The organism is Acetobacter estunensis (assembly GCF_019083805.1).
GTDB classification, from domain to species: domain Bacteria; phylum Pseudomonadota; class Alphaproteobacteria; order Acetobacterales; family Acetobacteraceae; genus Acetobacter; species Acetobacter estunensis_A.
In genome coordinates, this window is sequence record NZ_JAHRDV010000004.1 from 104,739 (window position 1) to 131,665 (window position 26,927).

Here is a 26,927-nt window from a genome sequence, read left to right on the forward strand (position 1 = left end):
CGTCCCCGGTTCAGCGAATCACGGCGTGGCCTGACGCCATGTCGTCAGATCGAACAGGTCTTCCACTGGCGTTGCGGAACGCAGCAGTCCTTCCGCCACTTCGAAATCCTGAAGCGCCTTCACACCGGGAACAATCCGGGCCGGATCTGCGACGAAGTCATGCGCCGACGCCTTGAGCGCCTGTGCGATCACATCCTCACGCAGCAATCCCCCACCGAGCGCCTTCGTCACATAGGGGGCAGCCTCCTCGGGATGTTCGGCCAGAAGGGTGGTGCCTTTTACAAACAGCGCCGTCAGCTTGTTTTTCCACGCAGCACGGTCTGGCGCATTCGGGTTCACGACAGCCAGCACCGAACCCGGCTGATCGGGAAGCATCTCGTGGCCGTTCGCCAGAATACGGGCATCAGGCAGACGGCGGCGGATCACCGTCAGAGCGGGCTCACGCAGCACTGCCGCATCCACCGCACCCGCAAGAAACGCCTGCTGGGCCGCATCGATATCGATACCGACAATATCGACTGTCTTCAGATCCAGCTTTTCCTGCTGCTTGAGCCAGTAGCGCAGTACCGTATCCGGCACGGACCCCTGCGGCTGGGCGGCAAATCTTGGTTTATGCCCGGTGGCCGTCGTGAAATCCGTAATCCTCTGCGCCAAGGCTGTGGGCGACTGATTTCCGGCATCGCCAGCCTCCAGCCCTTCGGCCAGCTTTCCACGCGCCGCGACAGAGAGTTCCTCAATCGCGCCGGATGCCAGAACCTTTACATCGACACCACGAGCACGCACCTGAAGAAGCGGCAAAACACCCGCAACATAAGCGTCGATACGTCCGGAAACGAGCGCCTGAATCGCCTGTGGACCGGATGTGAACCGCACAAGCTGCAAATCAAGCCCCGCGTCTTTACCCCAACCCTTGCCATCGACCACGAACAGAGCGGATGAACCCAATACCGGGATATATCCCACACGAATGGGCGCAGCGGCGGCAAACTGACAGCCAGTCAGCAGCACGCCAACAAATGTCGCGACCACGACCGACAGTTTTCTAAGAGTGCCTTGAAAACGCATACCGCGCTCTTTCCCGTTATATTCACAGCGCGAAACCGTTGTTTTCGCTATTCGACGCGACATCCTTACAGAATGGATTTGTAAAATCCATATTCAAACTTCATATCGTTGCAATAAAGCCTGAAAATGATGCCAACACCTTCGCATTCACCATAAAAAAAGGCCGACCCCAAGGGTCGGCCTTGCATCCTGCTCCTGTAGGAGGAATCAGGCTGCCAGATCGTGCTCTGTCTCAGCAACCGGACGCGGACCACTGTCCTTGCCCTTCGCTTCGACATCACGATCGATCAGTTCGATAACAGCCATATCGGCCGCATCACCGTAACGCACGCCAGCCTTCAGGACGCGAGTGTAACCACCCGTGCGGCCTTTGTAGCGCTCGGCAACCGCCGAGAACAGCTTGCTGACAATCGTGTCATCACGCAGCTGAGCATAAGCCTGACGGCGAGCATGCAGATCGCCGCGCTTGCCCAGCGTGATCAGCTTTTCGACGACCGGACGAAGTTCCTTCGCCTTCGGCAGCGTTGTCGTAATCTGCTCATGCTTGATCAGGGCAACGGCCATGTTGCGGAACATGGCCGCGCGATGGGTGGAGGTAACGCCGAGCTTCCGACCGGCAACACCATGACGCATGTTGAAGTCTCCTGTTGTCGCGGATCAGAAGGGCTCGTCGAGCCGCTTCGCCAGATCCTCAATGTTCTCCGGCGGCCAGGCCGGAACGTTCATACCAAGGGAAAGCCCCATTGTGGTGAGGACTTCCTTGATCTCGTTCAGCGACTTGCGGCCGAAGTTCGGCGTGCGGAGCATTTCCTGCTCCGTCTTCTGAACCAGATCACCAATATAGATGATGTTGTCGTTCTTCAGGCAGTTTGCCGAACGCACCGACAGCTCAAGCTCGTCAACCTTACGCAGAAGGTTGCGGTTGAATGGTAGATCATCCTGCGGCTCCGTCGTGACAACCGGGCGCGGCTCATCGAAGTTGATGAACAGCTGGAGCTGATCCTGAAGGATACGCGCGGCAAGAGCCACCGCATCTTCCGGAGTCACCGCGCCGTTCGTCTCGACCGTCAGCAGCAAACGATCATAGTCGGTCACCTGTCCCACGCGGGTCGGCTCGACCTTGTAGGACACGCGCTTCACCGGGGAGTAGATCGCATCGATGGGAATAAGCCCGATCGGCGCATCTTCCGGACGGTTCGCTGCCGCCGGAACATAGCCCTTGCCAACATTGACCGTAAATTCCATGCCAAGCTTCTCGCCCTCATCGAGCGTGCAGATGACAAGGTCCGGATTCATGATCTCGATACCGTGACCCGTCTGGATCTGGCCAGCCTTGACCTCACCCGGACCGGTCGCGGTGAGCATCATCCGCTTCGGACCCTCACCATGCATGTTGAGAGCAAGCTGCTTGATGTTCAGGACGATGTCAGTGACATCCTCACGCACACCGGGAACAGACGAAAACTCGTGAAGCACACCGTCAATCTGGATCGCGGTGATGGCCGCGCCCTGAAGCGATGACAGAAGGACACGGCGCAGGGCGTTGCCGAGTGTCATGCCGAAGCCGCGCTCAAGCGGCTCCGCCACGATGGTCGCAACGCGAGACGGTACGGAGCCGGGTTCGACTTCCAGCTTCTCCGGCTTGATCAGGGATTGCCAGTTTTTCTGGAGCACCAAGGTCTCGGCCTTTCAGATAGGGATACCGCGACAGAGCGGCAGAAACCCCGACGCAAGGCCGGGGCAACGTCTTCAGGAAATTCCGCTACGGACGCGCAAAATGCGCACCCACAGAACAATCAGACGCGGCGACGCTTGCGCGGGCGGCAGCCATTGTGCGGAACCGGCGTCAGATCACGAATGGACGCAATCTGGAACCCGACAGCCTGAAGCGCACGCAGCGCGCTCTCACGCCCCGACCCCGGACCGGAGACCTCGATGTCCAGCGTCTCCATACCATGCTCACGCGCCTTGCGGCCCGCGTCCTCAGCCGCCACCTGAGCAGCGTACGGCGTGGACTTGCGAGACCCCTTGAAGCCCTGCGCACCAGCAGACGACCACGCGATCGCGTTACCCTGGGCATCGGAGATCGTGATCATCGTGTTGTTGAACGTGGAGAGCACATGCGCCACGCCCGAGATAATGTTCTTGCGCTCTTTTTTGCGGATACGCGGAGCAGCGGCCTTAGCCATATCTGTACGCCCTGTCTTTCTCTGCCTGGCGGACCGTTGCCCGCCCGGGCACCGCGCGGATTATGCCGCACAGCGCCATGGATTTCCCTGATTGCCCGGAGGCGGAACGCTTAGCGCGTTACCTTCTTCTTGCCTGCGATGGCCACAGCCTTACCCTTGCGGGTACGGGCGTTGGTGTGGGTCCGCTGACCATGCACCGGCAGGCCGCGACGATGACGCAGACCGCGGTAGCAGCCCAGATCCATCAGACGCTTGATGTTCATCGCCGTCTCACGACGGAGATCACCCTCGACCCGGTAATTGTTGTCGATGACCTCACGAAGCTTCATGATCTCATCGTCACTCAGCTCATTTACCCGCTTCGCGTCGGGCAGGCCGACTGTCTTGCAGATCTGCTGAGCCTTGGTCTGACCGATTCCATAAATGTACTGGAGACCAATCACGACCCGCTTGTTCGTCGGGATATTAACGCCGGCAATACGCGCCACGCTGCACACTCCTGATCCGCCCGGCTGCGCCCGAGCGTTGATTTCTATATCGTTGCCGCCAGCCTTCGCCACATCCATGGCGAGCGGGGTCCAGAACGCGCGCAATAGACCGAGGCGCGCTCCTGAGTCAATCTAAACCGATCACTTTTGCGTGATCTTCTCGACCTCACTCATCGTGTCGTCGATCTGTTTGCTCACTTCATCGATAGGAGCCATCCCGTCGATGAAGGCTACCGTCACCTTATCTTCGTAATAAGGGAGCAACGGCAACGTTTCCTTGCGATAGGCGGTCAGACGCGATGCCACCGTCTCACGGTTGTCGTCCGCACGCCTCACGAATTCATGAGATCCGCACAGATCACACGTGTCCGGCACTTTTGTCGGCTTGGAAACGTCATTGTAGCTCGCGCCACATTTTGCACAGGAAAAGCGCCCTGCGATTCGGTCGGCGAGAGCGTTCTCGTCCACTTCAAGCATCAGAACAACGTCGATCTGTCGCCCAAGCCGCTTCAGCATCACATCCAGAGCTTCAGCCTGCGCAACATTCCGGGGGAAACCATCCAGAATGAATCCCTTGGCGCAATCCGGCTGCTGAATGCGCTTCTCAAGCATGCTGACAATGATCGAATCCGGCACCAGCTTGCCCGCATCCATCAGCGTCTTGGCTTCACGTCCAATATCGGAGCCAGCCTTCACCTCCGCACGCAGCATGTCGCCCGTGGAAATCTGACTGATGCCGTAGCGGGCCTCCAGACGCTTGGACTGCGTCCCTTTGCCTGCTCCGGGAGGGCCCAGAAAAATGATGTTCATTTACGGATGCTCCTTCGATTGGGACTGCTCCGCCGGCTCCGCTGGATGAGACCCTGATACTGATGCGCGACAAGATGAGACTGTATCTGGGTCACCGTATCGATCGTGACTGAGACGATAATGATCAGACTCGTTCCGCCAAAATAGAACGGCACATTGTAACGGCTGATCAGAATCTGCGGCAGCAGACAGACAAGCACCAGATACAACGCACCGATCGAAGTAAGTCGCGTCAGGATCCGATCAAAATACGCCGCAGTGGCTCCACCCGGACGGATTCCAGGAATGAAGCCCCCCTGCTTGCGCAAATTGTCCGCCGTCTCTTCGGGATTGAAGGTCACAGCCGCATAGAAATACGAGAAGAACACGATCATGAGCGCGTACAGCGCCATGTAGAGCGGTTGCCCCTGCCCAAGTGACTGCCCGAGGAATGAGAGCCAGCCAGGCATCCCCTTGGCGTTCATGAAGCCCGAGATCGTTACCGGGATAAGAAGCACTGAAGAAGCAAAAATAGGCGGAATGACACCAGCCGTATTCACTTTCAGCGGCATATGCGTTGCTTCACCGCCGAACACGCGATTCCCCATCTGCCGTTTGGGATACTGGATCACCACACGGCGCTGGGCCTGTTCCATGAAGACGATGAACATGATCGTAGCCGCCGCCAGCACCAGAAAAACCAGCACGAAGAACGGCGATAGCGCGCCTGTATATCCAAGCTGAAACAGCGTGGCCATCGCATGAGGCAGGTTCGCGACGATGCCTGCAAAAATGATGAGTGAGATTCCGTTCCCCACCCCGCGGGACGTAATCTGCTCTCCCAGCCACATCAGGAACATCGTACCGCCCACCAGCGTGAATACGCATGACATCACAAAAAATGGCCCCGGATCCACCACCGCCGATCCACCGGACGTGCTCATCCGTTCAAGCCCCACGGCGATTCCGTAGGCCTGAAAAAATGCGATCAGGACTGTCAGATAGCGGGTGTACTGATTGAGCTTCTTGCGGCCCTGCTCGCCCTCCTTCTTGAGAGCTTCCATGGAGGGAAGAGCCGTCGACATGAGCTGGATAATGATCGACGCCGAGATGTACGGCATGATGTTCAGGGCAAACACCGTCATGCGTCCAAGCGCACCACCCGTGAACATGTCAAACATGCCCAGAATGCCGCCCTGATGCTGTGCCAGTAACTGCCCCATTACGGCCGCGTCGATACCCGGCACAGGGATATAGGTTCCCAGCCGATAGACAATCAGCGCCCCAAGCGTAAACCAGATGCGTTTCTTGAGTTCGGTCGCCTTGCCGAAAGCTCCAAGATTGAAATTGGCCGCGAGTTGTTCAGCCGCCGAGGCCATCACCCCGTCCTTTCACAAAAAACAGCGCCTCCGCGAAGCGGGGCGCTGTCGAGGCAGACACCAACGCCTGCAAACCCAAACATGCCAGGTTGTGTGGAGGCCTCACTTGCGAACCCTCCACACCCCTTTTCACGAGGCTGAGCTCGCCGCTTTCTTCGAAGCCACCAGCGTCTTGACCGAACCGCCGGCCTTTTCCACCGCCGCAACAGCAGCGGCAGAAGCACCGGACACCTCAACATTCACCGGACGAGAAATCTCGCCCTGCGCCAGCAGACGCACGCCATCCACTTTGCCCGCACCGATAAGTCCCGCCTTGCGCAGAACCTCTTCGGTGACAACAGAGCCAGCTTCCAGCTTGCCATCCTCAATCGCCTTGTCCAGTGCACCAAGATTGATCGGCGCATAGACCTTGCGGAAGATATTTTTGAAGCCGCGCTTGGGCATACGACGATACAGCGGGAGCTGACCACCTTCAAACCCGTTCAGCGAAACGCCTTCACGTGCTTTCTGACCCTTCACACCGCGACCGGAGGTTTTGCCCTTACCGGAACCGATGCCACGGCCAAGCCGCTTCTTGCGATAACGGGAACCCTCATTATCGCGCAGTTCGTTCAGATTCATCTCAATCCTCCACCTTGATCAGGTGGGCGACCTTGCGCAGCATGCCCCGCACGGACGGCGTGTCCTGCAGCTCACGAATGCGACCGATCTTGTTAAGCCCCAGCCCGATCAGCGTTGCCTGCTGACCCGGCTTGCGGCCATTGCCCGATGCGATCTGCTGGACGCGAACAGTCTTGCCCTCAGACATCAGCACCCTCCGCAACCTGCTCGCGCTTGCCGAGAATATCCGAAACCTTCTTGCCGCGACGGTTCGCCACCGCACGCGGGCTAGCACAACGCTCCAAGGCGTCGAATGTCGCCTTGACCATGTTGTGCGGATTCCGGGTACCAAGCGACTTGGCCACCACGTCGTTAATGCCCAGGCTCTCAAAGACCGCGCGCATTGGGCCGCCCGCGATGATACCTGTGCCGGCATCAGCCGAACGCAGCACAACCTTACCAGCACCGAAGTGTCCGGTAGCGTCGTGGTGCAGCGTGCGGCCTTCCTTCATCGGAACACGGATCATGCCGCGCTTGGCCTTCTCCGTTGCCTTACGGATCGCCTCGGGAACCTCGCGAGCCTTGCCGGCACCAAAGCCAACACGACCCTTCTGGTCACCAACCACCACAAGAGCGGCAAAAGCAAAACGACGCCCGCCCTTCACAACCTTCGCAACGCGATTGATTGTGACCAGCTTGTCGATCAGATCGTCACCATCGCGGTCAGCGCGCTGGTCGCGATCGCGACCGCGACCGCCTTCTCTCGGTTCACGTGCCATTTACGTGACCTCCCTTAGAAGGAGAGACCGCCCTCGCGGGCAGCCTCCGCGAGCGCCTTGACGCGCCCATGATACAGATAGGCGCCACGGTCGAACACGACCTGCTTCACACCCGCCGCAACAGCGCGCTCGGCCACAAGCTTGCCAACCGCCGCTGCCGCATCCCGGTTTCCACCGGTCGTGCCGCCGGACTTGAAGTCCTTGTCCAGAGAAGACGCCGCCGCAACAGTACGACCGACACTGTCGTCGATCACCTGAGCGTAGATGTTCTTGCCCGCACGGAACACCGACAGGCGCGGACGCCCGCCGGCCTTGCGGCGGAGCTGGAACCGAAGACGCTTGCGCCGACGCTCCCGCAATTCCTGAAGAGTGCTCATTACTTCTTCTTGCCTTCCTTGCGACGAATGGTCTCGGTCTCGTAACGCACACCCTTACCCTTGTAAGGCTCCGGCTTGCGGAAATTACGAATATCAAGCGCAACCTGACCAACACGCTGCTTGTCGATACCCTCAACGAGCACGGCCGTCGGACGCGGCGTCGTGATCTTGATTCCCTGAGGAATCGGATACACGACATCATGCGAATAACCGAGGTTCATGACCAGATTGGAACCCTGCACCGCGGCACGAAAACCTGTGCCCGTGATCTCCAGTCCCTTGGAATATCCGTCAGAAACGCCCTTGATCATCGACGCCACAAGTGAGCGGGTCGTACCCCACATCATCCGTGCCTGCGCCAGTGAGCCCAGCGGCTTGACCACAACCTTGCCATCATCAACGCTCGTCTCGACCAGCGGCGAGAGAGGCATCTTAAGCTCCCCCAACTTGCCTTTAGCGGTCAGAACACCGGAGTTGATGGTGACAGTGACACCCGACGGAATCTCGACGGGATATTTGCCAACGCGCGACATATATCCCTCCTCAGAATACGCGGCAGAGAACTTCGCCGCCAACATTGGCGGCGCGAGCCTCTGCGTCGGACAGAACGCCACGCGGCGTCGACAGGATCGAAACGCCGAGACCGGCATAGACCCGCGGCAGTTCCTTGATCTTGGAATACACGCGACGTCCCGGACGGGACACGCGGTGGATTTCCTTAATCACCGGCTCGCCTTCAGCATATTTCAGCTCGATGCGAATCTGGGAAATACCGGCGCGAACTTCTTCGACAGAAAAACCGCGGATATAACCTTCACGACGCAGAGCCTCGAGCACATTCGCCCGCAGCTTGGAAGCCGGCGCAACACACGCTGCGTGACGGGCACGCTGGGCGTTGCGGATACGGGTGAGCATATCACCCAAAGGATCAGAAAGTGACATCGTCCGCCTCTTACCAGCTTGCCTTAACGACGCCCGGAATCTGCCCGTTCGAGGCCAGATCACGAAGCGCTATACGGCAGAGTTCGAACTTGCGGTAATTACCACGCGAACGCCCCGTCAACTTGCAGCGAAGACGCACGCGGACGCGCGAACCATTGCGCGGAAGCTCAGCGAGCTTCAGAGACGCATCGAAACGGTCTTCCATAGGAAGCGTACGGTCCATGACGATATTCTTGAGTGCCTGTCGCTTCGCCTTGTCGCGCTGCGCCATGTGCGCGCGCTTGGCATTGCGAGTGACGGCGGAAACCTTGGCCATGCCTGATTTACCCTCCGGAACCTGCCGGACCATTCCAGCGGTTTTCCAAAACCTTCTTGATCCCTGCCTGAGCGGACTCGCGCAGGGAAAGCAATTCTGCGGAACTGGATTCCGCAGAACACGATCATGCCGTGAGGCGTCAACCCATAAAGGGAAGATCGAACGCTTTCAACAGCGCCTTGGCCTCGGCATCCGTCTTCGCGCTGGTCACGAAGATGATATCCATCCCGCGGATCTCGTCGATCTTGTCGTACTCGATCTCGGGAAAGATGATCTGCTCTTTGAGACCCATGGCGAAGTTGCCACGTCCGTCAAATCCCTTCGTCGCCGGAAGACCACGAAAATCGCGAATGCGCGGCATCGCGATCGTGACCAGACGATCCAGAAATTCATACATACGAGCACGACGCAGCGTGACCTTGCAGCCGATCGGCAGACCTTCACGAATCTTGAAGCCGGCAATCGCCTTCTTCGCAATCGTTTTCACGGGACGCTGTCCGGCGATGAGCATCATCTCGTTGAGCGCGGCGTCCAGCTTCTTCTGGTCGCCAGCGGCCTCACCTACACCCATATTGAGAACGATTTTCTCAAGGCGCGGGATCTGCATGACGTTATTGTAACCAAACTGCTCGCGCAGCTTGCCAGCCAACTCGGCCCGGTACCGCTGCTGCAGACGCGGGACGGCGTGCGTATTTTCGGTAGCCATCTCTCGCCCCCTCAGCCTTCGATCACTTCGCCGGTCGCCTTGGCGACACGAACCTTGCGACCACCATCCAGAATACGGAAGCCGACCTTCGTCGCCTTACCACTTTTCGGATCGACAAGAGCCAGATTGGACAGATGCACCGGCGCTTCGCGCTCGATGATGCCACCTTCCTCACCCATGCGCGTTGCACGCTTGTGGCGCTTGGCAATCGCCACGCCGCGCACAACAGCCTTGTTCTCGGTCGTCAGGACCGCAAGCACTTCGCCCTGCGTCCCTTTGGAAGAACCCGTCGTCACAACGACAGTGTCACCCTTCCTGATGCGTGCAGCCATTACAGCACCTCCGGCGCCAGCGAGATAATCTTCATGAATTTGCGCGCACGCAACTCACGGACCACCGGGCCAAAGATACGCGTACCGATCGGCTCCTGCTGCTTGTTGATCAACACAGCCGCATTGCGATCGAAACGAATCGCGCTGCCGTCGGCACGACGCACCGGGTAGGACGTCCGAACGATGACGGCCTGATGGACGTCACCTTTCTTCACCTTTCCACGGGGAATCGCTTCCTTGACGGAAACGACGATCACGTCGCCGACCGAGGCGGACTTCCGCTTGGAACCGCCCAGCACCTTGATGCACTGCACCTGACGTGCGCCGGAATTATCGGCGACCTCGAGGTTGGTCTCGGGATGGATCATTTACCTTATACCCCTGTTACGCAGCGTTCCCGGACGCCGCGTCGCCCACGGTCTCACCGTTGCGCGAAATGACGGTCCAGGTCTTGCGCTTGGAAATCGGTGTGCATTCTTCGATGCGTACCGTATCCCCAATCTTGCAAGTGTTGAGTTCATCATGCGCCGCATACTTCTTGGAGCGACGAATGAACTTCTTGTACAGCGGATGCATCACGCGACGCGCGACAAGAACGGTAACCGTCTTGTCCATCTTGTCACTCGTCACGCGCCCGCTGAGAATGCGCTTCGGCATTATTAGCGGCTCCTCAGGAATTCGCCGCAGCACCAGCCGCGGCAGTCTTCTTCGCAGTCTCGGCCACGATCGTCTTGATGCGAGCGATATCGCGACGCACCACGCGCACGCGGCTCGCACCTTCATTCTGGCCGGTCGCCTGCTGGAACCGAAGATTGAACTGCTCGCGCTTCAGATCGAGAAGAAGCGCCTGCAACTCATCAACGGATTTCGCACGCAGATCAGCCGGCTTTGTTGCCTTGCTCATCTTATGCCTCTCCGATTCGGGTCACGAACTTCGTCTTGATCGGAAGCTTCGCAGCGCCAAGAGCCAACGCTTCACGCGCAACTTCTGGCGGAACCCCCTCGATCTCGAACAGGATACGACCCGGTTTCACACGGGCCACCCAGTACTCCGGAGATCCCTTGCCCGAGCCCATACGCACTTCGGCGGGCTTTGTCGAGACCGGAAGATCCGGAAAAATACGAATCCAGACGCGTCCAGCACGCTTCATCGCGCGCGTGATAGCACGACGCGATGCTTCGATCTGACGAGCCGTGATCCGCTCCGGCTGGAGAGCCTTGAGGCCATACGCACCGAAATTCAGCTGCGTACCGCTTTTTGCAAGACCATGAATGCGGCCCTTATGGGCCTTGCGGAATTTTGTCCGCTTCGGAGAAAGCATGGTTTCCTATCCCTCAGCGCTGCGGCGCCTGCTCGGCGGCGCGACGGTCCTGGGCCAGCGGGTCATGAGCCAGGATCTCACCTTTGAAGATCCAGACCTTCACGCCACAGGTGCCGTAGGTCGTCTTCGCAGTGGCCGTTCCATAATCAATGTCGGCACGAAGCGTGTGCAGCGGCACCCGGCCTTCACGATACCACTCGATACGGGCGATTTCGGCACCACCGAGACGACCGGAACAGTTGATCCGGATTCCCTGTGCGCCGAGACGCATGGCCGACTGCACGGCACGCTTCATCGCACGACGGAACGCCACACGACGCTCAAGCTGCTGCGCAATGTTTTCGGCCACCAGCGTCGCGTCAATTTCCGGCTTGCGGATTTCGACGATATTCAGCGCCACATCGGTGCCAACCATCTTTGCAAGCGCCTTACGGAGTGCATCGATGTCCTGCCCCTTCTTGCCGATCACAACACCCGGACGCGCCGCGTAAATCGTCACGCGCGGCTTTTTCGCCGGACGCTCGATGACCACACGCGAAACGCCAGCACCGGCAAGCTTGCGGCGCAGGAAAGCGCGCAGCTTGAGGTCTTCGTGCAGCAGCTTGGAATAGTCCGCATCGGCGTACCAGCGACTGTCCCAAGTGCGGTTGATACCGAGCCGAAGCCCGATCGGATTGACTTTATGTCCCATCTCAGGCCGCCTTCTCTTCCGTCTTCGCCTCGGGCTCGGGCGCGCGCTCGGCCACGACGATCTTCAGATGACTGAAGAACTTCTCGACGCGAGCCGAACGACCACGTCCACGTGCGTGGAAGCGGCGCATGACAATCGCCTTGCCAACGTCAGCCGTCTTGACGACCAGCTGATCGACATCGAGCTGGTGGTTGTTCTCGGCATTCGCAATCGCGCTTTCGAGCGTCTTCTTCACCTGCTGCGCAATGCGACGCTTCGAGAACGTCAGCGTTGCGACAGCCTGCGAAGCCGGCTTGTTGCGGATCAGGCCAGCAACGAGGTTGAGTTTGCGCGGGCTCACACGGATATTCCGTGCAATCGCCTGCGCCTCAGTCTCGGCCAGCACGCGAGGATGCTTGGGTTTGCTCATCTCAGCCTCGCTTCGACTTCTTGTCCGCACCGTGCCCGTGGAAGGTGCGGGTGGGTGAGAACTCGCCGAATTTATGGCCAACCATGTTCTCAGTGACCTGAACGGGCAGGAATTTCTGCCCATTGTAGACACCGAACGTGAGACCAACGAACTGCGGAAGGATTGTCGAACGACGTGACCAGATCTTGATCACCTCGTTGCGACCCGAAGCGCGTGACGCTTCGGCCTTGTTCAGCAGATACCCGTCCACGAACGGGCCTTTCCAGACGGAACGTGCCATCTCTTTTGCCCCTTACTTGCCGGTCTTCCGGCGACGGATAATCAGACTGTCCGTACGCTTGTTGACCCTGGTCTTGTAACCCTTTGTCGGCTTGCCCCACGGCGTAACCGGATGACGACCGCCCGACGTGCGACCCTCACCACCACCATGCGGGTGATCGACCGGGTTCATCACGACACCGCGGTTATGCGGACGACGACCCAGCCAGCGGCTGCGACCCGCCTTGCCCATGTGCTGGTTCATGTTGTCCGGGTTGGACACTGCGCCAACGGTGGCGAAGCATTCACCACGCACGACGCGCAGTTCACCGGACTGCAGGCGGATCTGGGCATAACCCGAATCCTTACCCACCAGCTGAGCGTAAGTGCCAGCCGAGCGTGCCAGCTTACCACCTGCGCCCTGCTTGAGCTCGATATTATGGATGATCGTGCCCACAGGAATGGACGCCAGCGGCATCGCGTTCCCCGGCTTGATGTCCACGCGATGACCCGCGATGACCTGATCGCCAGCTTTCAGACGCTGAGGAGCAAGGATGTACGCCAGCTCGCCGTCTTCGTACTTCACCAGAGCGATGAAGGCCGTGCGGTTAGGGTCGTATTCCAGACGCTCGATCGTGCCGACAACATCCAGCTTGCGACGCTTGAAATCCACGTAACGGTAGGACTGCTTGTGTCCACCGCCACGGAAACGCGACGTCGTCCGGCCGTGGTTGTTGCGACCACCACTCTTGTTCTTGCCTTCGGTGAGCTGCTTGACCGGCTTGCCCTTCCAAAGGTCAGACCGGTCCACCAGCACCGTGCCACGAAGGCTCGGCGTGACGGGATTAAAGTGCTTCAGTGCCATGTATCAGTACCCCGCGTCAGGCCAGCTTCGCGGTCAGGTCGATTGACTGACCTTCTGCCAACTGCACGAACGCCTTCTTGATGTCGGAGCGCTGGCCGGGACGACCCTTGAAGCGCTTCGTCTTGCCCTTCTGGACCAGCGTATTGACGCCAACCACCTTGACGCCGAACAGCGTCTCGACAGCCACCTTGATCTCCGGTTTGGAAGCCGTGGACGCAACCTTGAAGACCACCTGGTTCTTCTCGGACAGCGCCGTCGCCTTTTCCGTGATCAGCGGAGCGCGGACGATGTCGAACAGCGCCTCACGCGAAAGCTTCTCGGCCTTCCGGCGGATCGCAAGAACATTCGTCATGCCAGGCGCTCCTTCAGTCCTTCGACGCCAGCGCGTGTAATCGCAAGCACGTCGTGGTTCAGAATATCGTAGACGTTTGCGCCGATCGTCGGCAGCACGTCGATCTTGGGCAGGTTGCGGGCCGCGCGAACGAACCCTTCATCCACCACACCGTCAACGATCAGGGCGGAAGACCAACCCAGCGCCTTCAGCTTGGTGGCGAGCTCGGCCGTTTTCGTCACGCCATTGGCGGCATCGAGAACGATCAGCTTGCCTTCTTTGGCCTTCTGCGACAGAGCCGAAATGAGCCCCAGCCGACGCACCTTCTTGGGAAGGTCATAGCCATGATCACGAACGACCGGGCCATGCACAACACCACCGGTGCGGTACTGCGGCGCACGGAGCGAACCCTGACGTGCCGAACCCGTACCCTTCTGACGATAGGGCTTCTTGGTCGTGCCAGAGACTTCGGCCATGCCCTTCACCTTGTGGGTGCCGGCACGACGCTTCGCAAGCTGCCAATGAACCACACGCGCCATGATGTCGGCACGCGGTTCCGTCGCAAAAATCTCGTCCGGAAGCGTGGCCTGACCAGCACTACCGTTATCGAGGGTCTTGATATCGAGTTCCATGGTCCTCAACCCTCCGCCGTCGCGACGGCTGCCGGATACGGCGCCTCTGCATGACGGGCCTTCTTGACTGCGTCACGGACCATTACCAGTCCGTTCTTCGCACCCGGGATGGAACCACGAATCATGATCAGGTTCTTTTCCGGATCGACCGCTGCCACTTCCAGATTCAGTGTCGTCACGCGCTCGTCACCGAGGTGACCGGCCATCTTCTTGTTCTTGAAGGTCTTGCCGGGATCCTGACGGTTGCCGGTAGAACCATGAGAACGGTGAGAGATGGAGACGCCGTGCGTGGCTTCGAGACCGGAGAAGTTCCAGCGCTTCATCGCGCCGGCAAAGCCCTTGCCCTTGCTCGTGCCGGTCACATCCACCTTCTGCCCCACGATGAAGTGAGAAGCGAGAATGCGGGTGCCAGGCTCGAGCACAGCGTCGGCCGCCACGCGGAATTCGCGCAACACCTTCTTCGGCTCAACCTTCACGCGGGCGAAATGTCCGCGGTTCGGCTTCGTGACGTTCTTCACCTTGGCCTTGCCAAGACCGAGCTGGACAGCCGTATAGCCATCACGTTCCTCGGAACGGGCATCAACCACCTGCACATCGTCGAGATGCAGGACAGTGACAGGCACATGAGTGCCATCTTCCTTGAACAGCCGGGTCATACCCAGCTTCCTTGCGATCAATCCGGTACGCATCGTCTGGACCTTAGAGTTTGATCTCGACGTCAACGCCAGCGGCGAGGTCGAGCTTCATGAGGGCGTCCACGGTCTGCGGGGTCGGCTCGACAATGTCGAGCAGCCGGCGATGAGTCCGAATCTCGAACTGCTCGCGGCTTTTCTTGTCCACGTGGGGTGAGCGGTTCACTGTGAACCGTTCGATATGCGTCGGCAGCGGGATAGGACCCCGAACCCGCGCACCCGTACGCTTCGCCGTGTTGACGATTTCCTTCGTGCTGTTGTCGAGCACGCGATGATCGTACGCCTTCAGGCGAATGCGGATGTTCTGGTTGTCCATCGTTCTGTTTCAGTCCAACTTTCTGATCCGGTCAGGGTCTGCCCGGGAAGTCCCGCCGCCAAGTAAGACCCCGGCTGGATCACTCCAGCCGGGGCCACCCAGTTCAGGGCCCTGATGGGCACCTGCCCCGTATTAGTCGGTGATCTTCGCCACGACACCGGCACCGACGGTGCGGCCACCTTCACGAATAGCGAAGCGCAGACCTTCGTCCATGGCGATCGGAGCGATCAGCTCGACATCCATGGCAACGTTATCGCCCGGCATGACCATTTCCGTGCCTTCCGGCAGGTGAACGACACCGGTGACATCCGTCGTGCGGAAGTAGAACTGCGGACGATAGTTCGTGAAGAACGGCGTGTGACGGCCGCCCTCTTCCTTTGTGAGGATGTAAGCCTCAGCCTTGAACTTCTTGTGCGGCGTGATGGAGCCCGGCTTGGCCAGAACCTGACCACGCTCAACGTCTTCACGCTTCGTGCCACGCAGCAGCGCGCCGATGTTATCGCCCGCCTCACCACGATCAAGCAGCTTGCGAAACATCTCAACGCCGGTCACGGTCGTCTTAGTCGTCGGACGGATACCAACGATTTCGACTTCGTCACCCGTGTTGACAACGCCACGCTCAACGCGACCCGTCACAACCGTGCCACGGCCGGAGATCGAGAACACGTCTTCGATCGGCATCAGGAACGGACGGTCAACCGGACGCTCCGGCTGCGGGATGTAGCTGTCAACCGCGTCCATCAGATCCATGACGCGCTTTTCGCCAACTTCCGGATCACCGTCCTCAAGGGTCACGAGAGCCGAACCCTTGATGATGGGGATCTCGTCGCCCGGGAACTGGTAGGAAGAAAGAAGCTCACGCACTTCCATCTCAACCAGCTCAAGCAGCTCCGGATCGTCAACCTGATCGACCTTGTTCAGGAACACGACCAGAGCCGGAACGCCAACCTGACGGGCAAGCAGGATGTGCTCACGAGTCTGGGGCATCGGGCCATCAGCAGCGGACACAACCAGAATCGCACCGTCCATCTGGGCAGCACCCGTGATCATGTTCTTCACGTAGTCGGCATGACCCGGGCAGTCGACGTGAGCGTAGTGACGCTTCGCCGTCTCGTACTCGACGTGCGCCGTCGAGATGGTGATGCCACGAGCGCGCTCTTCCGGTGCAGCGTCGATCATGTCGTACGCCTTGAACTCCGCACCACCAGCCTTCGCCAGCGTCTTGGTGATCGCAGCGGTCAGCGACGTCTTGCCATGGTCAACGTGACCGATGGTGCCGATGTTGCAGTGCGGCTTGTTCCGCTCAAATTTAGCCTTTGCCATCGTCTCTCTCCGTTACCCACACTGATGCGGGATGCGGTTGTTGGTCTTTTTGTCCGGCCCGCACGCAACGGCGCGGGCCGATCTACATAACAGCGTCGCTTACCAGCGGTAGTGGCTGAACGCCTTGTTGGCTTCCGCCATCCGGTGTGTGTCTTCGCGCTTCTTCACCGCCGCGCCGCGATTATTCATCGCATCGAGCAGTTCGTTCGACAGCCGATCACGCATCGTGTTCTCACCGCGCTTACGGGAAGCGTCGATGAGCCAGCGGATTGCCAGTGCCTGACGACGATCCGCACGAACCTCGACGGGCACCTGATAGGTCGCACCGCCAACGCGCCGCGAACGGACTTCCACCGCCGGCTTCACGTTGTCGAGGGCTGCATGGAACATCGCAACAGGATCCGCTGCGGACGTGCCACCGCGACGCTGCAGCGCATCGAGAGCACCGTAGACAATACCCTCGGCAGTCGATTTCTTGCCATCGTACATCAGGGCGTTCATGAAACGCGTGATGACGATATCTCCAAACTTCGGATCCGGAAGGATCTCGCGCTTTACAGCGCGGTGACGGCGACTCATGCCTGTTTTCCCTTACTTCGGACGCTTCGCGCCATAGAGCGAACGACGCTGGCGACGCTTCGCGATACCCTGCGTGTCGAGCACGCCGCGCAGGATGTGATAGCGAACACCAGGAAGATCCTTGACGCGACCGCCGCGAATCAGGACGACGCTATGTTCCTGGAGGTTATGTCCCTCACCCGGAATGTAGCTCACCACCTCGTAGCCGTTCGTCAGACGCACCTTGGCGACCTTACGCAGCGCCGAGTTCGGCTTCTTCGGAGTGGTCGTATACACGCGTGTGCAAACGCCGCGCTTCTGCGGGCAGCCCTGAAGGGCCGGCACCTTATTGCGCTTGGCCGCAGGCTCGCGCCCCTTGGCGATCAGCTGGTTGATGGTCGGCATGCGCCTTTCCCGATCCTTACACAGTTCGGCCGGCGAACCCTCACTTCGGTTGCCGACTGTCATCCAAAACCACTCCCCGGACGCACATGCACCCAGAGAGGCTATCTTTACATCCGGCACCTTGAGGGAAACCGCATGTTTACCCTGCTGCTTTCGGGACCGCTGAACGGCCGTCCGGAATGGGGGTAACCGAGGGCGCGGAAACTACGAGCGAGAAGCGGCGGAGTCAAGCGACCCAACCGATTCGCCACAGGGATTTCCACGTCATGTATTCCGGACAGGCACCCGCTTGGAACTCTGCGGCGCCGCGACGCAACGAATTGAGCCGCTCTTAACGCGCAATCGCCTCGATGACCAGAGGATTCGCGGAAAACCCATAAAAAAAGCCGATCCCGAAGGACCGGCTCCTTTATTCTGACGATCCGAAAGATTACTCCGCCGGTTCGCTGCTTCGCGCCAGACGCTGACGGTCCTGACGGGCGGCCACAGCGCGCAGTCTGTTCATCACACTGCCCGTTCCTGCCGGAATCAGACGACCCACAATGACGTTCTCCTTGAGACCGTTGAGCGTATCGACCTTGCCGGCTGTCGCCGCCTCGGTGAGGACACGCGTGGTCTCCTGGAAGGACGCGGCCGAGATGAAGGACTGTGTCTGCAGAGAGGCCTTCGTGATGCCCTGAAGCACAGGCATGGCCACGGCCGGACGGTCGCCAGCGTTGAGACGCTTAGTGTTCTCCGTCTCGAACTCGATGCGATCCACCGTCTCGCCCACAAGGTAGGTCGTGTCACCCGGTTCGAGGATCTCGACCTTCTGCAGCATCTGGCGAACGATCACCTCAATGTGCTTGTCGTTGATCTTCACGCCCTGCAGTCGATAGACGTCCTGAATCTCGTTCACGAGGTAATCGGACAGCGCCTCAACCCCCATGACCTTCAGAATGTCATGCGGCACGCGCGGACCGTCCACCAGCGGATCGCCCTTCTGGACGAAATCGCCTTCCTGCACGGACACGTGCTTGCCCTTCGGCACCAGATATTCGGTCTCTTCGCCCGTTTCGTCGTTCTTTACGATGACACGGCGCTTCGACTTGTAATCCTTGCCGAATTCAACGCGACCGTCGTTCTCCGCGATGATCGCATGATCTTTCGGACGCCGTGCCTCGAAGAGTTCCGCCACACGCGGCAGACCACCGGTAATGTCGCGTGTCTTAGACCCTTCACGCGGGATACGCGCCAGCACGTCACCCGCATGAACCTGTGCACCGTTCTCGACCGACAGCAGTGAATCGGGGGAGAGGAAGTAACGCGCGTCATTGCCGTTATCGAGCTTGATGACGTTCCCGTTGGAGTCCTTGAGCTGCAGACGCGGACGCAGGTCCACACCCTTGGCGGCCTGCTTGTAGTCAACAACCACCTTGGAGGTCAGACCCGTCACCTCATCCATCCGCTCCACAAGCGTGATGGAGTCGATGAGGTCGAGATATTCCACCGTGCCCGCCTTCTCGGTGATGATCGGCAGGGTGTACGGATCCCACTCGGCCATCTTCTGGTTACGCTCGACAGCCTGACCATCCTCGACCAACAGGCGCGCACCGTAAGGCACACGATATTTCGCGCGCTCCACGCCATTCTCGTCCGTCAGCAGGATTTCGCAGTTACGCGACATCACGATCGGAACGTTCTGGCTGTTCTGGACCACGTTGCGGTTGCGGATCGTGATCTTGCCGTCACGTGACGCTTCGACCATCGACTGCTCGGCACCACGCTGCGCCGCACCACCGATATGGAAGGTACGCATGGTCAGCTGTGTGCCTGGCTCACCAATGGACTGCGCGGCGATAACACCCACAGCCTCACCGATATTCACCGGCGTGCCGCGAGCAAGATCACGGCCATAGCAGTGACCACAGACACCGACGCGGCTGTCACAGGTCAGCACGGAGCGGATGAGAACACTCTCCACGCCCGCCTTCTCGATGATTTCAGCCTCGGCTTCCTCGATCAGCTGATTGCGCGGGAACAGCAGTTCACCCGTTGCCGGATGCAGCACGTCCGTTGCCAGCGTACGACCAAGGATCCGTTCGGACAGAGCGGCGATGACTTCGCCACCATCCATGACGGCACGAACCGTCAGGCCACGCTCGGTTCCGCAATCCTCTTCCACGATGATGCAGTCCTGCGCCACATCGACCAGACGACGGGTCAGATAACCCGAGTTGGCCGTCTTCAGCGCGGTGTCCGCGAGACCCTTACGGGCACCGTGGGTGGAGGTGAAGTAATCGAGAACCGACAGGCCTTCTTTAAAGTTGGCGATGATGGGCTGCTCGATGATCTCACCCGACGGCTTGGCCATCAGACCACGCATACCGGCAAGCTGCTTCATCTGTGCCGGCGACCCACGGGCACCGGAATGGCTCATCATCCACACGGAGTTGATGGGCTTGCCAATCTCGGCCTTCGACAGTTCCTTGGTCATCGCGGCCTGCACTTCGTCCGTGCAACGCGACCAGGCATCGACCACCTTGTTGTAGCGCTCGCCCGCCGTGATCAGACCATCCTGATACTGCTGCTCGAACTCCTTGACCTCGGTGGTCGTGTGCTCAACCAGTTCCTTCTTCTCCTTGGGGATGATCATGTCATCCTTGCCGAAGGAGATGCCCGCCTTGGCCGCATGACGGAAACCGAGCCCCATCATCCGGTCACAGAAGATCACCGCTTCCTTCTGACCGCAGTGACGATAGACCGCGTCGATCACATCCGACACGTTCTTCTTCGTTAGCTGCTTGTTGATCAGCGAGAACGGAATGGCGCTGCTCTTAGGCAGAATCTGTGCGATCAGCACACGGCCCGCCGTCGTGATGAATGTCTCACGTGCGGCCGTGCCGTCCGCTGCGATCGTGTCCAGACGCATCCGGATCTTGTCGTGCAGCTTCAATCCACCAGCCGCGATGGCGTATTCGACCTCATCGATCGAACCGAACGCCGGAGCGCCCTTCTTCGTCAACTCGCCGGTCTTGTCGTCGTACTCATTGCGATCCGGAGTAGCTCCGAACTCGGGCGTCTCAAGGCTGAGATAGTACAACCCGAGAACGATATCCTGCGACGGCACGATGATCGGCTTGCCGTTGGCGGGGCTGAGGATGTTGTTGGTGGACATCATCAGCACCCGCGCTTCAAGCTGCGCTTCGAGCGACAGCGGCACGTGAACGGCCATCTGGTCACCGTCGAAGTCTGCGTTGAAAGCGGTGCAGACCAGCGGATGAAGCTGAATCGCCTTGCCCTCGACAAGGATCGGCTCGAACGCCTGTATGCCCAGACGGTGAAGCGTCGGCGCGCGGTTGAGCATGACCGGATGCTCGCGGATCACCTCTTCGAGGATATCCCAGACTTCCGGACGCTCCTTTTCCACCATCCGCTTTGCGGCCTTGATGGTGGTGGCGTGACCGTATTTCTCAAGCTTCGAATAGATGAACGGCTTGAACAGTTCCAGCGCCATCTTCTTCGGCAGGCCGCATTGGTGCAGCTTCAGCTCGGGACCGACCACGATGACCGAACGACCCGAGTAGTCCACGCGCTTGCCGAGCAGGTTCTGACGGAACCGACCTTGCTTGCCCTTGAGCATGTCGGACAGCGACTTCAGCGGGCGCTTGTTCGCCCCCGTGATCGCACGGCCGCGACGACCGTTGTCGAACAGGGCGTCCACCGCCTCCTGCAGCATGCGCTTCTCGTTACGGACGATGATGTCCGGCGCGCGAAGCTCCATGAGCCGCTTGAGACGGTTATTACGGTTGATGACGCGACGATACAGGTCGTTCAGATCGGATGTCGCAAAGCGGCCGCCATCGAGCGGCACCAGCGGACGCAGTTCCGGCGGAATGACCGGAACGATGTCGAGAATCATCCACTCGGGCTTACAGCCGCTCTCGGAAAACGCCTCAATCAGCTTCAGGCGCTTGACGAGTTTCTTGCGCTTGGCCTCAGACGTCGTCTCCTTCAGTTCCTGACGGAGAACCACCTTCTCGGCATCGCAGTCGATGCGCTCCAGCACCTTCTTGATGGCCTCGGCACCAATGCCGATCTCAATGCCATCTTCCGCATGCTCGTCGAGCACGTCGAGATACTGATCTTCCGTCAGCAGACTGAACTGCTTGAGCGGTGACGTGCCCGGCTCAAGAACGACATAGCTCTCGAAATAAAGGATCTTCTCCAGATCCTTCAATGTCATATCGACCATCAGGCCGATGCGGCTGGGAAGTGACTTGAGGAACCAGATATGCGCGACCGGGCTTGCGAGCTGGATGTGCCCCATCCGCTCGCGACGCACCTTTGCCAGCGTCACCTCGACGCCGCACTTCTCGCAGACAATACCGCGGAACTTCATCCGCTTGTACTTGCCGCACAGGCACTCGTAATCCTTGATCGGCCCAAAGATACGGGCACAGAACAGACCATCGCGCTCAGGTTTGAACGTACGATAGTTGATCGTCTCGGGCTTCTTGATCTCGCCAAACGACCACGACCGGATCTGCTCGCTCGACGCAAGCTGGATCTTGATCTGGTCGAAGGTCGCCGCCTGACCGGTCTGGCCAAGGATTTTCATGAGTTCATTCATGCGCCGAAAACCTCCAGGACGGGGATCACGCGGCCGCTTTCCGCGCGGCGCCGGTCATTCTGCCCGGCACTCCGTTTCATTGACATCAGGTCGGCGTCGGGGAAGCGCCCTTCCCCGACAAAACAGACGGGATTCTCACTCACTGCCGTTTTCCAGATCGACATTGAGACCCAGCGACTTCAGTTCCTTGATCAGAACGTTGAAGCTCTCGGGAATACCCGCTTCGAAATCGTCCTGCTCGCGGACGATGGATTCATAAACCTTGGTACGGCCAGACACGTCATCGGACTTCACCGTCAGCATTTCCTGCAACGTATAGGCCGCGCCATACGCCTCAAGTGCCCAGACTTCCATCTCACCAAAGCGCTGACCACCGAACTGCGCCTTACCACCCAGCGGCTGCTGTGTGACCAGCGAGTACGGACCGATCGAACGCGCATGGATCTTGTCATCGACAAGGTGATGCAGCTTGAGCATATAGATGTAACCGACCGTCGTCTTGCGCTCGAACGGCTCACCCGTGCGACCATCGATAAGCTGGGACTGACCGGAGCGATCCACACCCGCCTTCTCAAGCATATTCTCGATATCGGGGATCGACGCACCGTCGAACACCGGCGTTGCGATGGGCACGCCCTTGCGCAGGTTATTCGCCAACTCAACGAGTTCGTCATGGGACATGTTGGCGATGTCGGCCTCGAAGACCTTATCGCCGTACACATCCTTCAGTTCATTCAGAAGCGCCTGCTTCTTCTCGCCATCGCGCTGATACTCGTCCACCAGACCGCCGATACGACGACCGATATTGGCGCATGCCCAGCCCAGATGCGTTTCGAGAATCTGCCCCACGTTCATACGTGACGGCACACCCAGCGGGTTCAGCACCAGATCGACCGACGTGCCATCCTCAAGGAACGGCATGTCTTCCACCGGCACCACCCGCGAGACGACACCCTTGTTACCATGACGACCGGCCATCTTGTCGCCCGGCTGAAGCTTACGCTTCACGGCAACGAAGACCTTGACCATCTTCATCACGCCCGGCGGCAGTTCATCACCACGCTGGAGCTTCTCGACCTTGCTGTCGAAACGGGCCTGAATCTTCTGCACAGCGGCATCGAATTCACGACGAAGCGTCTCCAGTTCGGCCGTCACGGCGTCGGACGACACCGTAATGTTGCGCCACGCGCCACGCGGAACCTCGGTCAGCACTTCTTCCGTGATCGGCGTGCCGGATTTGAGACCCTTGAAGCCCGTACCGGCCGTCTGACCGAGCAGGCGCTCACGCAGACGGTTGTAGAACGAGCGCTCCTGAATGGCGCGTTCATCGTCACGGTCCTTGGCCAGACGCTCGATCTCGGCGCGTTCGATCGCCATGGCGCGCTCATCCTTGTCCACGCCACGGCGTGAGAAGACGCGCACGTCAACGATCGTGCCAGTCGTGCCGGGTGGCAGACGCAGCGAGGTGTCACGCACGTCGGACGCTTTCTCACCGAAAATGGCGCGCAGAAGCTTTTCTTCCGGCGTCATCGGGCTTTCACCCTTCGGCGTGACCTTGCCGATCAGAATATCGCCCGGATTCACTTCGGCGCCGACATAGACAATGCCCGCTTCGTCGAGGTTGCGCAGGGCTTCCTCACCGACATTGGGAATGTCGCGGGTGATTTCTTCCTGACCCAGCTTCGTGTCGCGGGCCATGACTTCGAATTCCTCGATATGGATCGAGGTGAAGACGTCATCACGCGCAATGCGCTCGGAAATGAGGATAGAATCCTCGAAGTTGTAACCATTCCACGGCATGAACGCGACGAGCACGTTACGACCCAGAGCCAACTCGCCCAGTTCCGTAGACGGACCATCGGCAATGATGTCACCCGCCGCCACGCGATCCCCCACGCGCACCAGAGGCCGCTGGTTGATGCAGGTGGACTGGTTGGAACGGGAGTATTTGCGCAGACGATAAGTATCGACACCCTGTGTCGCACCGCTTTCATCTGTGGCGCGCACCACGATACGCGCACCATCGATCTGATCCACGACACCGTTGCGACGCGCGACAATGGTCGCACCCGAGTCATGAGCCACTGCCGCTTCCATGCCCGTGCCCACCAGCGGCGCATCCGAGCGCACCAGCGGCACAGCCTGACGCTGCATGTTCGAACCCATGAGTGCGCGGTTGGCGTCATCGTTCTCAAGGAACGGAATGAGTGCCGCAGCGACTGACACAAGCTGCTTGGGCGAAACGTCGCACGCCGTCACTTCCGTGGGAGGCACCTGACGGAAGTCACCGTTACGGCGCACGGACACCAGTTCACCAGTCAGTGTGCCATCGGCGCTTTGCTTCGCATCGGCCTGCGCCACAACCAGACGCTCTTCCTCCATGGCGGAAAGATATTTCCAGCCGTCCTGGAACTTGCCGTCCTTCACGAGGCGATACGGCGTCTCGATGAAGCCGTACTTGTTCACCTTGGCGTAGGTCGCCAGTGAGTTGATCAGACCGATGTTCGGGCCTTCCGGCGTCTCAATCGGGCAGATACGACCGTAATGCGTCGGATGAACGTCACGGACTTCGAAGCCCGCGCGCTCACGCGTCAAACCGCCCGGGCCAAGCGCCGAAAGACGACGCTTATGCGTAACTTCCGATAGCGGATTCGTCTGATCCATGAACTGCGAAAGCTGGGATGAGCCGAAGAACTCACGCACGGCAGCCGCCGCAGGCTTCGCGTTGATAAGGTCATGCGGCATGACCGTGTCGATATCGACGGAGCCCATACGCTCGCGAATGGCACGCTCCATGCGAAGCAGACCGACACGATACTGGTTTTCCATCAGTTCGCCCACGGAGCGGACGCGACGGTTGCCGAGATTGTCGATGTCGTCGATCTGGCCACGGCCATCCTTGAGGTCGCACATAACCTTCATCGTGCGCAGGATGTCTTCCTTGCGCAGGACGCGAACCGTGTCCGGGCAGTCAAGGCCAAGACGCATGTTCATCTTCACGCGACCAACGGCCGAGAGGTCGTAACGGTCGGGGTCAAAGAACAGGCTGCGGAACATCGCCTCAGCCGTCTCGGCCGTCGGCGGCTCACCCGGACGCATGACGCGGTAGATGTCGATCAGCGCCTCGTCTCGGCTGCTGTTCTTGTCCACTGTCAGCGTATTGCGAATCCACGGACCATTGGACTGATCCACGGCCAGCATCGGCAGCTCGGTGATGCCCGCAGCCTCAAGCTCAGCCAGACGCGCTTCGGTCAGTTCCTCACCGGCTTCGCCGTAAATCTCGCCCGTGTTCGGGTTGACGATGTCATGAGCAATGAAGCGACCCAGAAGATCGATATCGCCGACCAGCACTTCCTTCGTGTTCTCGGCGATCTTGCGCACGAGACGAGCGGTCAGTTTCGTATCGGCCGGGGCCACGACTTCGCCACTGTCGGCATCCACCAGATCGGACAGCAGCTTCAAGCCACGGAAATCATCCGGGTTGAAGGGACGCGCCCATCCCTTGGCGGTCTTGGTGAAGATGACCGTGTTGTAGAAATAACCGAGGATTTCGTCGGCATCCATGCCGCGAATTTCCATCGACTCGACATCACCGCCCTCTTCCGCCTTCTGTTTGCGGGCCACCTCGGAGTGCATGCCCTCAAGAGCGTAGAGCAGCGTGGTGGCGGGCAGCTTACGCTTGCGGTCGATACGGACGTAGATCAGATCCTTCGCGTCGAACTCGAAATCGAGCCACGAACCGCGATAGGGAATCACGCGCGCCGAGAAGAGATACTTGCCCGAAGAGTGCGTCTTGCCCTTGTCGTGATCGAAGAACACACCCGGCGAACGGTGCATCTGACTGACGATGACGCGCTCGGTGCCATTGATGATGAAGGTGCCGTTGTCCGTCATCAGGGGCATGTCACCCATGTAGACAGGCTGCTCCTTGATGTCGCGGATCGAGCGTGAACCCGTGTCCTCATCAACGTCCCAGACGATGAGGCGCAGAATCACCTTGAGCGGCGCCGCATAGGTCAGGCCACGCTGGATGCACTCTTCCACATCGTATTTCGGATCCTCGAATTCATACTGCACGAACTCAAGACGCCCACGTCCCGCGAAATCATTGATCGGGAACACGGAGCGAAAAACTTCCTGAAGGCCCGTCTGCGTGCGCGCATCGGGCGCCACGTTGGCCTGCAGGAACGCTTCATAAGAAGCTCTCTGCACATCGATGAGGTTGGGCATGGGCGCAACCTCGGGAATCCGTCCAAAACTCTTGCGGATTCTCTTGCGTCCCGTGAACGATTTGGTGATTGCGTTCATCTTTAATCCTGCCCCGTCCCTGCCGTCGGACCACCCGGCCACCCCAAGCTCCCACACCGGGAAAAGGTGGCCGGGCGGTCCGGCCCGAATGCATCACGCCACGAACATCCTGACGTCTCACGCCATCTGTCCGCACCTGCCTGCAGCTTCCTTGTAGGGAAATATACCACAGACGAACAGGCGGAGACCAAAGACAGCCTCCGCCTGACAACCAGATCGAAAACCGGCAAGCTCGAGGAACTC

At 59.5% G+C, this 26,927-nt stretch carries 33 protein-coding genes; all 33 read right to left on the reverse strand.

The genetic code is table 11. From position 1 onward, the window contains the following. Nucleotides 1-18: 18 nt before the first annotated feature. Entirely contained in the window at nucleotides 19-1,065 is a 1,047-nt protein-coding gene (locus tag KUA11_RS06690) for an ABC transporter substrate-binding protein (RefSeq protein WP_217409586.1), read from the reverse strand. Nucleotides 1,066-1,272: 207 nt separating this feature from the next. Further along, nucleotides 1,273-1,698 carry a 50S ribosomal protein L17 gene (gene rplQ, locus KUA11_RS06695; RefSeq protein WP_217409587.1) on the reverse strand — a complete coding sequence of 142 codons (426 nt, stop codon included), beginning with the start codon at nucleotides 1,696-1,698 and terminating at the stop codon, nucleotides 1,273-1,275. 24 nt (nucleotides 1,699-1,722) lie between these two features. Then, nucleotides 1,723-2,742: a DNA-directed RNA polymerase subunit alpha gene (locus KUA11_RS06700; protein ID WP_166313171.1), complete on the reverse strand. Its 1,020-nt coding sequence runs from the start codon at nucleotides 2,740-2,742 to the stop codon at nucleotides 1,723-1,725. Between the two features lie 119 nt (nucleotides 2,743-2,861). Further along, nucleotides 2,862-3,254: a 30S ribosomal protein S11 gene (rpsK, locus tag KUA11_RS06705; protein WP_010666031.1), complete on the reverse strand. Its 393-nt coding sequence runs from the start codon at nucleotides 3,252-3,254 to the stop codon at nucleotides 2,862-2,864. 110 nt (nucleotides 3,255-3,364) lie between these two features. Further along, a complete protein-coding gene (rpsM, locus tag KUA11_RS06710; RefSeq protein WP_166313213.1) occupies nucleotides 3,365-3,742 on the reverse strand; it encodes a 30S ribosomal protein S13 in 378 nt (125 codons plus the stop codon). A gap of 141 nt (nucleotides 3,743-3,883) precedes the next feature. Beyond that, the gene (locus KUA11_RS06715) at nucleotides 3,884-4,552 is read right to left on the reverse strand and encodes an adenylate kinase (RefSeq protein WP_166313170.1); all 669 of its coding nucleotides are present in this window, start codon (nucleotides 4,550-4,552) and stop codon (nucleotides 3,884-3,886) included. Then, nucleotides 4,549-5,910 (reverse strand): preprotein translocase subunit SecY, encoded by a 1,362-nt coding sequence (gene secY / locus KUA11_RS06720; RefSeq protein WP_217409588.1) that lies wholly within the window; start codon nucleotides 5,908-5,910, stop codon nucleotides 4,549-4,551. Before secY ends, KUA11_RS06715 begins: the two co-directional genes overlap by 4 nt. Before the next feature lie 129 nt (nucleotides 5,911-6,039). Next, nucleotides 6,040-6,531 (reverse strand): 50S ribosomal protein L15, encoded by a 492-nt coding sequence (gene rplO, locus KUA11_RS06725; RefSeq protein ID WP_217409589.1) that lies wholly within the window; start codon nucleotides 6,529-6,531, stop codon nucleotides 6,040-6,042. 1 nt (nucleotide 6,532) lies between these two features. Further along, complete coding sequence (gene rpmD, locus KUA11_RS06730; protein WP_217409590.1) at nucleotides 6,533-6,718, reverse strand: 50S ribosomal protein L30; 186 nt, start codon at nucleotides 6,716-6,718, stop codon at nucleotides 6,533-6,535. Beyond that, on the reverse strand, nucleotides 6,711-7,289 hold the full coding sequence (gene rpsE / locus KUA11_RS06735) for a 30S ribosomal protein S5 (RefSeq protein ID WP_217409591.1): 579 nt from the start codon (nucleotides 7,287-7,289) through the stop codon (nucleotides 6,711-6,713). Before rpsE ends, rpmD begins: the two co-directional genes overlap by 8 nt. A 14-nt stretch (nucleotides 7,290-7,303) precedes the next feature. Further along, nucleotides 7,304-7,666, reverse strand: coding sequence for a 50S ribosomal protein L18 (rplR, locus tag KUA11_RS06740; RefSeq protein ID WP_166313165.1), 363 nt, complete (start codon nucleotides 7,664-7,666; stop codon nucleotides 7,304-7,306). Next, the gene (rplF, locus tag KUA11_RS06745) at nucleotides 7,666-8,199 is read right to left on the reverse strand and encodes a 50S ribosomal protein L6 (protein WP_166313164.1); all 534 of its coding nucleotides are present in this window, start codon (nucleotides 8,197-8,199) and stop codon (nucleotides 7,666-7,668) included. The genes rplR and rplF overlap by 1 nt, the downstream gene beginning before the upstream one ends. 10 nt (nucleotides 8,200-8,209) lie before the next feature. Further along, nucleotides 8,210-8,608: a 30S ribosomal protein S8 gene (gene rpsH / locus KUA11_RS06750; RefSeq protein WP_166313163.1), complete on the reverse strand. Its 399-nt coding sequence runs from the start codon at nucleotides 8,606-8,608 to the stop codon at nucleotides 8,210-8,212. 10 nt (nucleotides 8,609-8,618) lie between these two features. Next, a complete protein-coding gene (gene rpsN, locus KUA11_RS06755) occupies nucleotides 8,619-8,924 on the reverse strand; it encodes a 30S ribosomal protein S14 (RefSeq protein ID WP_166313162.1) in 306 nt (101 codons plus the stop codon). A 139-nt stretch (nucleotides 8,925-9,063) separates the two neighbouring features. Next, nucleotides 9,064-9,630: a 50S ribosomal protein L5 gene (rplE, locus tag KUA11_RS06760; RefSeq protein WP_217409592.1), complete on the reverse strand. Its 567-nt coding sequence runs from the start codon at nucleotides 9,628-9,630 to the stop codon at nucleotides 9,064-9,066. Between the two features lie 11 nt (nucleotides 9,631-9,641). Continuing rightward, on the reverse strand, nucleotides 9,642-9,962 hold the full coding sequence (gene rplX, locus KUA11_RS06765) for a 50S ribosomal protein L24 (protein WP_166313160.1): 321 nt from the start codon (nucleotides 9,960-9,962) through the stop codon (nucleotides 9,642-9,644). Next, complete coding sequence (rplN, locus tag KUA11_RS06770) at nucleotides 9,962-10,330, reverse strand: 50S ribosomal protein L14 (RefSeq protein ID WP_010666045.1); 369 nt, start codon at nucleotides 10,328-10,330, stop codon at nucleotides 9,962-9,964. The genes rplX and rplN overlap by 1 nt, the downstream gene beginning before the upstream one ends. A 16-nt stretch (nucleotides 10,331-10,346) precedes the next feature. Then, entirely contained in the window at nucleotides 10,347-10,619 is a 273-nt protein-coding gene (gene rpsQ, locus KUA11_RS06775; RefSeq protein ID WP_217409593.1) for a 30S ribosomal protein S17, read from the reverse strand. 13 nt (nucleotides 10,620-10,632) lie between these two features. Then, complete coding sequence (gene rpmC / locus KUA11_RS06780; protein ID WP_166313158.1) at nucleotides 10,633-10,866, reverse strand: 50S ribosomal protein L29; 234 nt, start codon at nucleotides 10,864-10,866, stop codon at nucleotides 10,633-10,635. A 1-nt stretch (nucleotide 10,867) separates the two neighbouring features. Then, entirely contained in the window at nucleotides 10,868-11,284 is a 417-nt protein-coding gene (rplP, locus tag KUA11_RS06785; protein WP_166313157.1) for a 50S ribosomal protein L16, read from the reverse strand. 13 nt (nucleotides 11,285-11,297) lie between these two features. After that, nucleotides 11,298-11,975 (reverse strand): 30S ribosomal protein S3, encoded by a 678-nt coding sequence (gene rpsC, locus KUA11_RS06790; RefSeq protein ID WP_166313156.1) that lies wholly within the window; start codon nucleotides 11,973-11,975, stop codon nucleotides 11,298-11,300. A gap of 1 nt (nucleotide 11,976) precedes the next feature. After that, nucleotides 11,977-12,384, reverse strand: coding sequence for a 50S ribosomal protein L22 (rplV, locus tag KUA11_RS06795; RefSeq protein WP_166313155.1), 408 nt, complete (start codon nucleotides 12,382-12,384; stop codon nucleotides 11,977-11,979). A 1-nt stretch (nucleotide 12,385) separates the two neighbouring features. Then, nucleotides 12,386-12,664 carry a 30S ribosomal protein S19 gene (gene rpsS, locus KUA11_RS06800; RefSeq protein WP_025860199.1) on the reverse strand — a complete coding sequence of 93 codons (279 nt, stop codon included), beginning with the start codon at nucleotides 12,662-12,664 and terminating at the stop codon, nucleotides 12,386-12,388. A gap of 12 nt (nucleotides 12,665-12,676) precedes the next feature. Continuing rightward, nucleotides 12,677-13,507, reverse strand: coding sequence for a 50S ribosomal protein L2 (gene rplB / locus KUA11_RS06805; RefSeq protein WP_166313154.1), 831 nt, complete (start codon nucleotides 13,505-13,507; stop codon nucleotides 12,677-12,679). Between the two features lie 16 nt (nucleotides 13,508-13,523). Further along, complete coding sequence (locus KUA11_RS06810; protein WP_166313153.1) at nucleotides 13,524-13,859, reverse strand: 50S ribosomal protein L23; 336 nt, start codon at nucleotides 13,857-13,859, stop codon at nucleotides 13,524-13,526. Next, a complete protein-coding gene (gene rplD, locus KUA11_RS06815; protein WP_217409594.1) occupies nucleotides 13,856-14,470 on the reverse strand; it encodes a 50S ribosomal protein L4 in 615 nt (204 codons plus the stop codon). The genes KUA11_RS06810 and rplD overlap by 4 nt, the downstream gene beginning before the upstream one ends. Before the next feature lie 5 nt (nucleotides 14,471-14,475). Continuing rightward, entirely contained in the window at nucleotides 14,476-15,159 is a 684-nt protein-coding gene (gene rplC / locus KUA11_RS06820; RefSeq protein WP_166313151.1) for a 50S ribosomal protein L3, read from the reverse strand. A 10-nt stretch (nucleotides 15,160-15,169) separates the two neighbouring features. Further along, the gene (gene rpsJ, locus KUA11_RS06825) at nucleotides 15,170-15,478 is read right to left on the reverse strand and encodes a 30S ribosomal protein S10 (RefSeq protein WP_007282720.1); all 309 of its coding nucleotides are present in this window, start codon (nucleotides 15,476-15,478) and stop codon (nucleotides 15,170-15,172) included. 132 nt (nucleotides 15,479-15,610) lie between these two features. Next, nucleotides 15,611-16,801 carry an elongation factor Tu gene (tuf, locus tag KUA11_RS06830; protein ID WP_166313150.1) on the reverse strand — a complete coding sequence of 397 codons (1,191 nt, stop codon included), beginning with the start codon at nucleotides 16,799-16,801 and terminating at the stop codon, nucleotides 15,611-15,613. A 99-nt stretch (nucleotides 16,802-16,900) separates the two neighbouring features. Then, entirely contained in the window at nucleotides 16,901-17,380 is a 480-nt protein-coding gene (gene rpsG, locus KUA11_RS06835; protein WP_217409595.1) for a 30S ribosomal protein S7, read from the reverse strand. Nucleotides 17,381-17,392: 12 nt separating this feature from the next. Then, the gene (rpsL, locus tag KUA11_RS06840; protein ID WP_003621118.1) at nucleotides 17,393-17,764 is read right to left on the reverse strand and encodes a 30S ribosomal protein S12; all 372 of its coding nucleotides are present in this window, start codon (nucleotides 17,762-17,764) and stop codon (nucleotides 17,393-17,395) included. 430 nt (nucleotides 17,765-18,194) lie between these two features. Then, nucleotides 18,195-22,376: a DNA-directed RNA polymerase subunit beta' gene (gene rpoC, locus KUA11_RS06845; RefSeq protein ID WP_217409596.1), complete on the reverse strand. Its 4,182-nt coding sequence runs from the start codon at nucleotides 22,374-22,376 to the stop codon at nucleotides 18,195-18,197. A gap of 135 nt (nucleotides 22,377-22,511) precedes the next feature. After that, nucleotides 22,512-26,684, reverse strand: coding sequence for a DNA-directed RNA polymerase subunit beta (gene rpoB, locus KUA11_RS06850; RefSeq protein ID WP_217409597.1), 4,173 nt, complete (start codon nucleotides 26,682-26,684; stop codon nucleotides 22,512-22,514). Between the last annotated feature and the right edge of the window lie 243 nt (nucleotides 26,685-26,927).

Excerpts from the sequence above, each read along its gene's own strand:
- rpsQ (WP_217409593.1), bottom strand. The coding sequence starts at position 10,619 with ATGCCGAAGCGCATTCTCAGCGGGCGCGTGACGAGTGACAAGATGGAC.
- rplO (WP_217409589.1), bottom strand. The coding sequence starts at position 6,531 with ATGAATCTGAACGAACTGCGCGATAATGAGGGTTCCCGTTATCGCAAG.
- rpsG (WP_217409595.1), bottom strand. The coding sequence starts at position 17,380 with ATGAGTCGCCGTCACCGCGCTGTAAAGCGCGAGATCCTTCCGGATCCG.
- rplB (WP_166313154.1), bottom strand. The coding sequence starts at position 13,507 with ATGGCACTGAAGCACTTTAATCCCGTCACGCCGAGCCTTCGTGGCACG.
- rpmC (WP_166313158.1), bottom strand. The coding sequence starts at position 10,866 with ATGAGCAAGGCAACAAAGCCGGCTGATCTGCGTGCGAAATCCGTTGAT.
- rplC (WP_166313151.1), bottom strand. The coding sequence starts at position 15,159 with ATGCGTACCGGATTGATCGCAAGGAAGCTGGGTATGACCCGGCTGTTC.
- rplV (WP_166313155.1), bottom strand. The coding sequence starts at position 12,384 with ATGAGCAAACCCAAGCATCCTCGCGTGCTGGCCGAGACTGAGGCGCAG.
- KUA11_RS06810 (WP_166313153.1), bottom strand. The coding sequence starts at position 13,859 with ATGACGAATGTTCTTGCGATCCGCCGGAAGGCCGAGAAGCTTTCGCGT.
- rpsK (WP_010666031.1), bottom strand. The coding sequence starts at position 3,254 with ATGGCTAAGGCCGCTGCTCCGCGTATCCGCAAAAAAGAGCGCAAGAAC.
- rplQ (WP_217409587.1), bottom strand. The coding sequence starts at position 1,698 with ATGCGTCATGGTGTTGCCGGTCGGAAGCTCGGCGTTACCTCCACCCAT.
- rplR (WP_166313165.1), bottom strand. The coding sequence starts at position 7,666 with ATGAGCACTCTTCAGGAATTGCGGGAGCGTCGGCGCAAGCGTCTTCGG.
- rplE (WP_217409592.1), bottom strand. The coding sequence starts at position 9,630 with ATGGCTACCGAAAATACGCACGCCGTCCCGCGTCTGCAGCAGCGGTAC.
- rplD (WP_217409594.1), bottom strand. The coding sequence starts at position 14,470 with ATGGAACTCGATATCAAGACCCTCGATAACGGTAGTGCTGGTCAGGCC.
- rpoB (WP_217409597.1), bottom strand. The coding sequence starts at position 26,684 with ATGAACGCAATCACCAAATCGTTCACGGGACGCAAGAGAATCCGCAAG.
- rpsN (WP_166313162.1), bottom strand. The coding sequence starts at position 8,924 with ATGGCCAAGGTTTCCGCCGTCACTCGCAATGCCAAGCGCGCGCACATG.
- rpsL (WP_003621118.1), bottom strand. The coding sequence starts at position 17,764 with ATGCCGACCATCAACCAGCTGATCGCCAAGGGGCGCGAGCCTGCGGCC.
- rpsE (WP_217409591.1), bottom strand. The coding sequence starts at position 7,289 with ATGGCACGTGAACCGAGAGAAGGCGGTCGCGGTCGCGATCGCGACCAG.
- rpsS (WP_025860199.1), bottom strand. The coding sequence starts at position 12,664 with ATGGCACGTTCCGTCTGGAAAGGCCCGTTCGTGGACGGGTATCTGCTG.
- rplX (WP_166313160.1), bottom strand. The coding sequence starts at position 9,962 with ATGGCTGCACGCATCAGGAAGGGTGACACTGTCGTTGTGACGACGGGT.
- secY (WP_217409588.1), bottom strand. The coding sequence starts at position 5,910 with ATGGCCTCGGCGGCTGAACAACTCGCGGCCAATTTCAATCTTGGAGCT.
- rplN (WP_010666045.1), bottom strand. The coding sequence starts at position 10,330 with ATGATCCATCCCGAGACCAACCTCGAGGTCGCCGATAATTCCGGCGCA.
- KUA11_RS06690 (WP_217409586.1), bottom strand. The coding sequence starts at position 1,065 with ATGCGTTTTCAAGGCACTCTTAGAAAACTGTCGGTCGTGGTCGCGACA.
- rplF (WP_166313164.1), bottom strand. The coding sequence starts at position 8,199 with ATGTCGCGCGTTGGCAAATATCCCGTCGAGATTCCGTCGGGTGTCACT.
- rpsH (WP_166313163.1), bottom strand. The coding sequence starts at position 8,608 with ATGTCACTTTCTGATCCTTTGGGTGATATGCTCACCCGTATCCGCAAC.
- rplP (WP_166313157.1), bottom strand. The coding sequence starts at position 11,284 with ATGCTTTCTCCGAAGCGGACAAAATTCCGCAAGGCCCATAAGGGCCGC.
- rpmD (WP_217409590.1), bottom strand. The coding sequence starts at position 6,718 with ATGTCTGAGGGCAAGACTGTTCGCGTCCAGCAGATCGCATCGGGCAAT.
- rpoC (WP_217409596.1), bottom strand. The coding sequence starts at position 22,376 with ATGAATGAACTCATGAAAATCCTTGGCCAGACCGGTCAGGCGGCGACC.
- tuf (WP_166313150.1), bottom strand. The coding sequence starts at position 16,801 with ATGGCAAAGGCTAAATTTGAGCGGAACAAGCCGCACTGCAACATCGGC.
- rpsC (WP_166313156.1), bottom strand. The coding sequence starts at position 11,975 with ATGGGACATAAAGTCAATCCGATCGGGCTTCGGCTCGGTATCAACCGC.
- KUA11_RS06715 (WP_166313170.1), bottom strand. The coding sequence starts at position 4,552 with ATGAACATCATTTTTCTGGGCCCTCCCGGAGCAGGCAAAGGGACGCAG.
- rpsJ (WP_007282720.1), bottom strand. The coding sequence starts at position 15,478 with ATGGACAACCAGAACATCCGCATTCGCCTGAAGGCGTACGATCATCGC.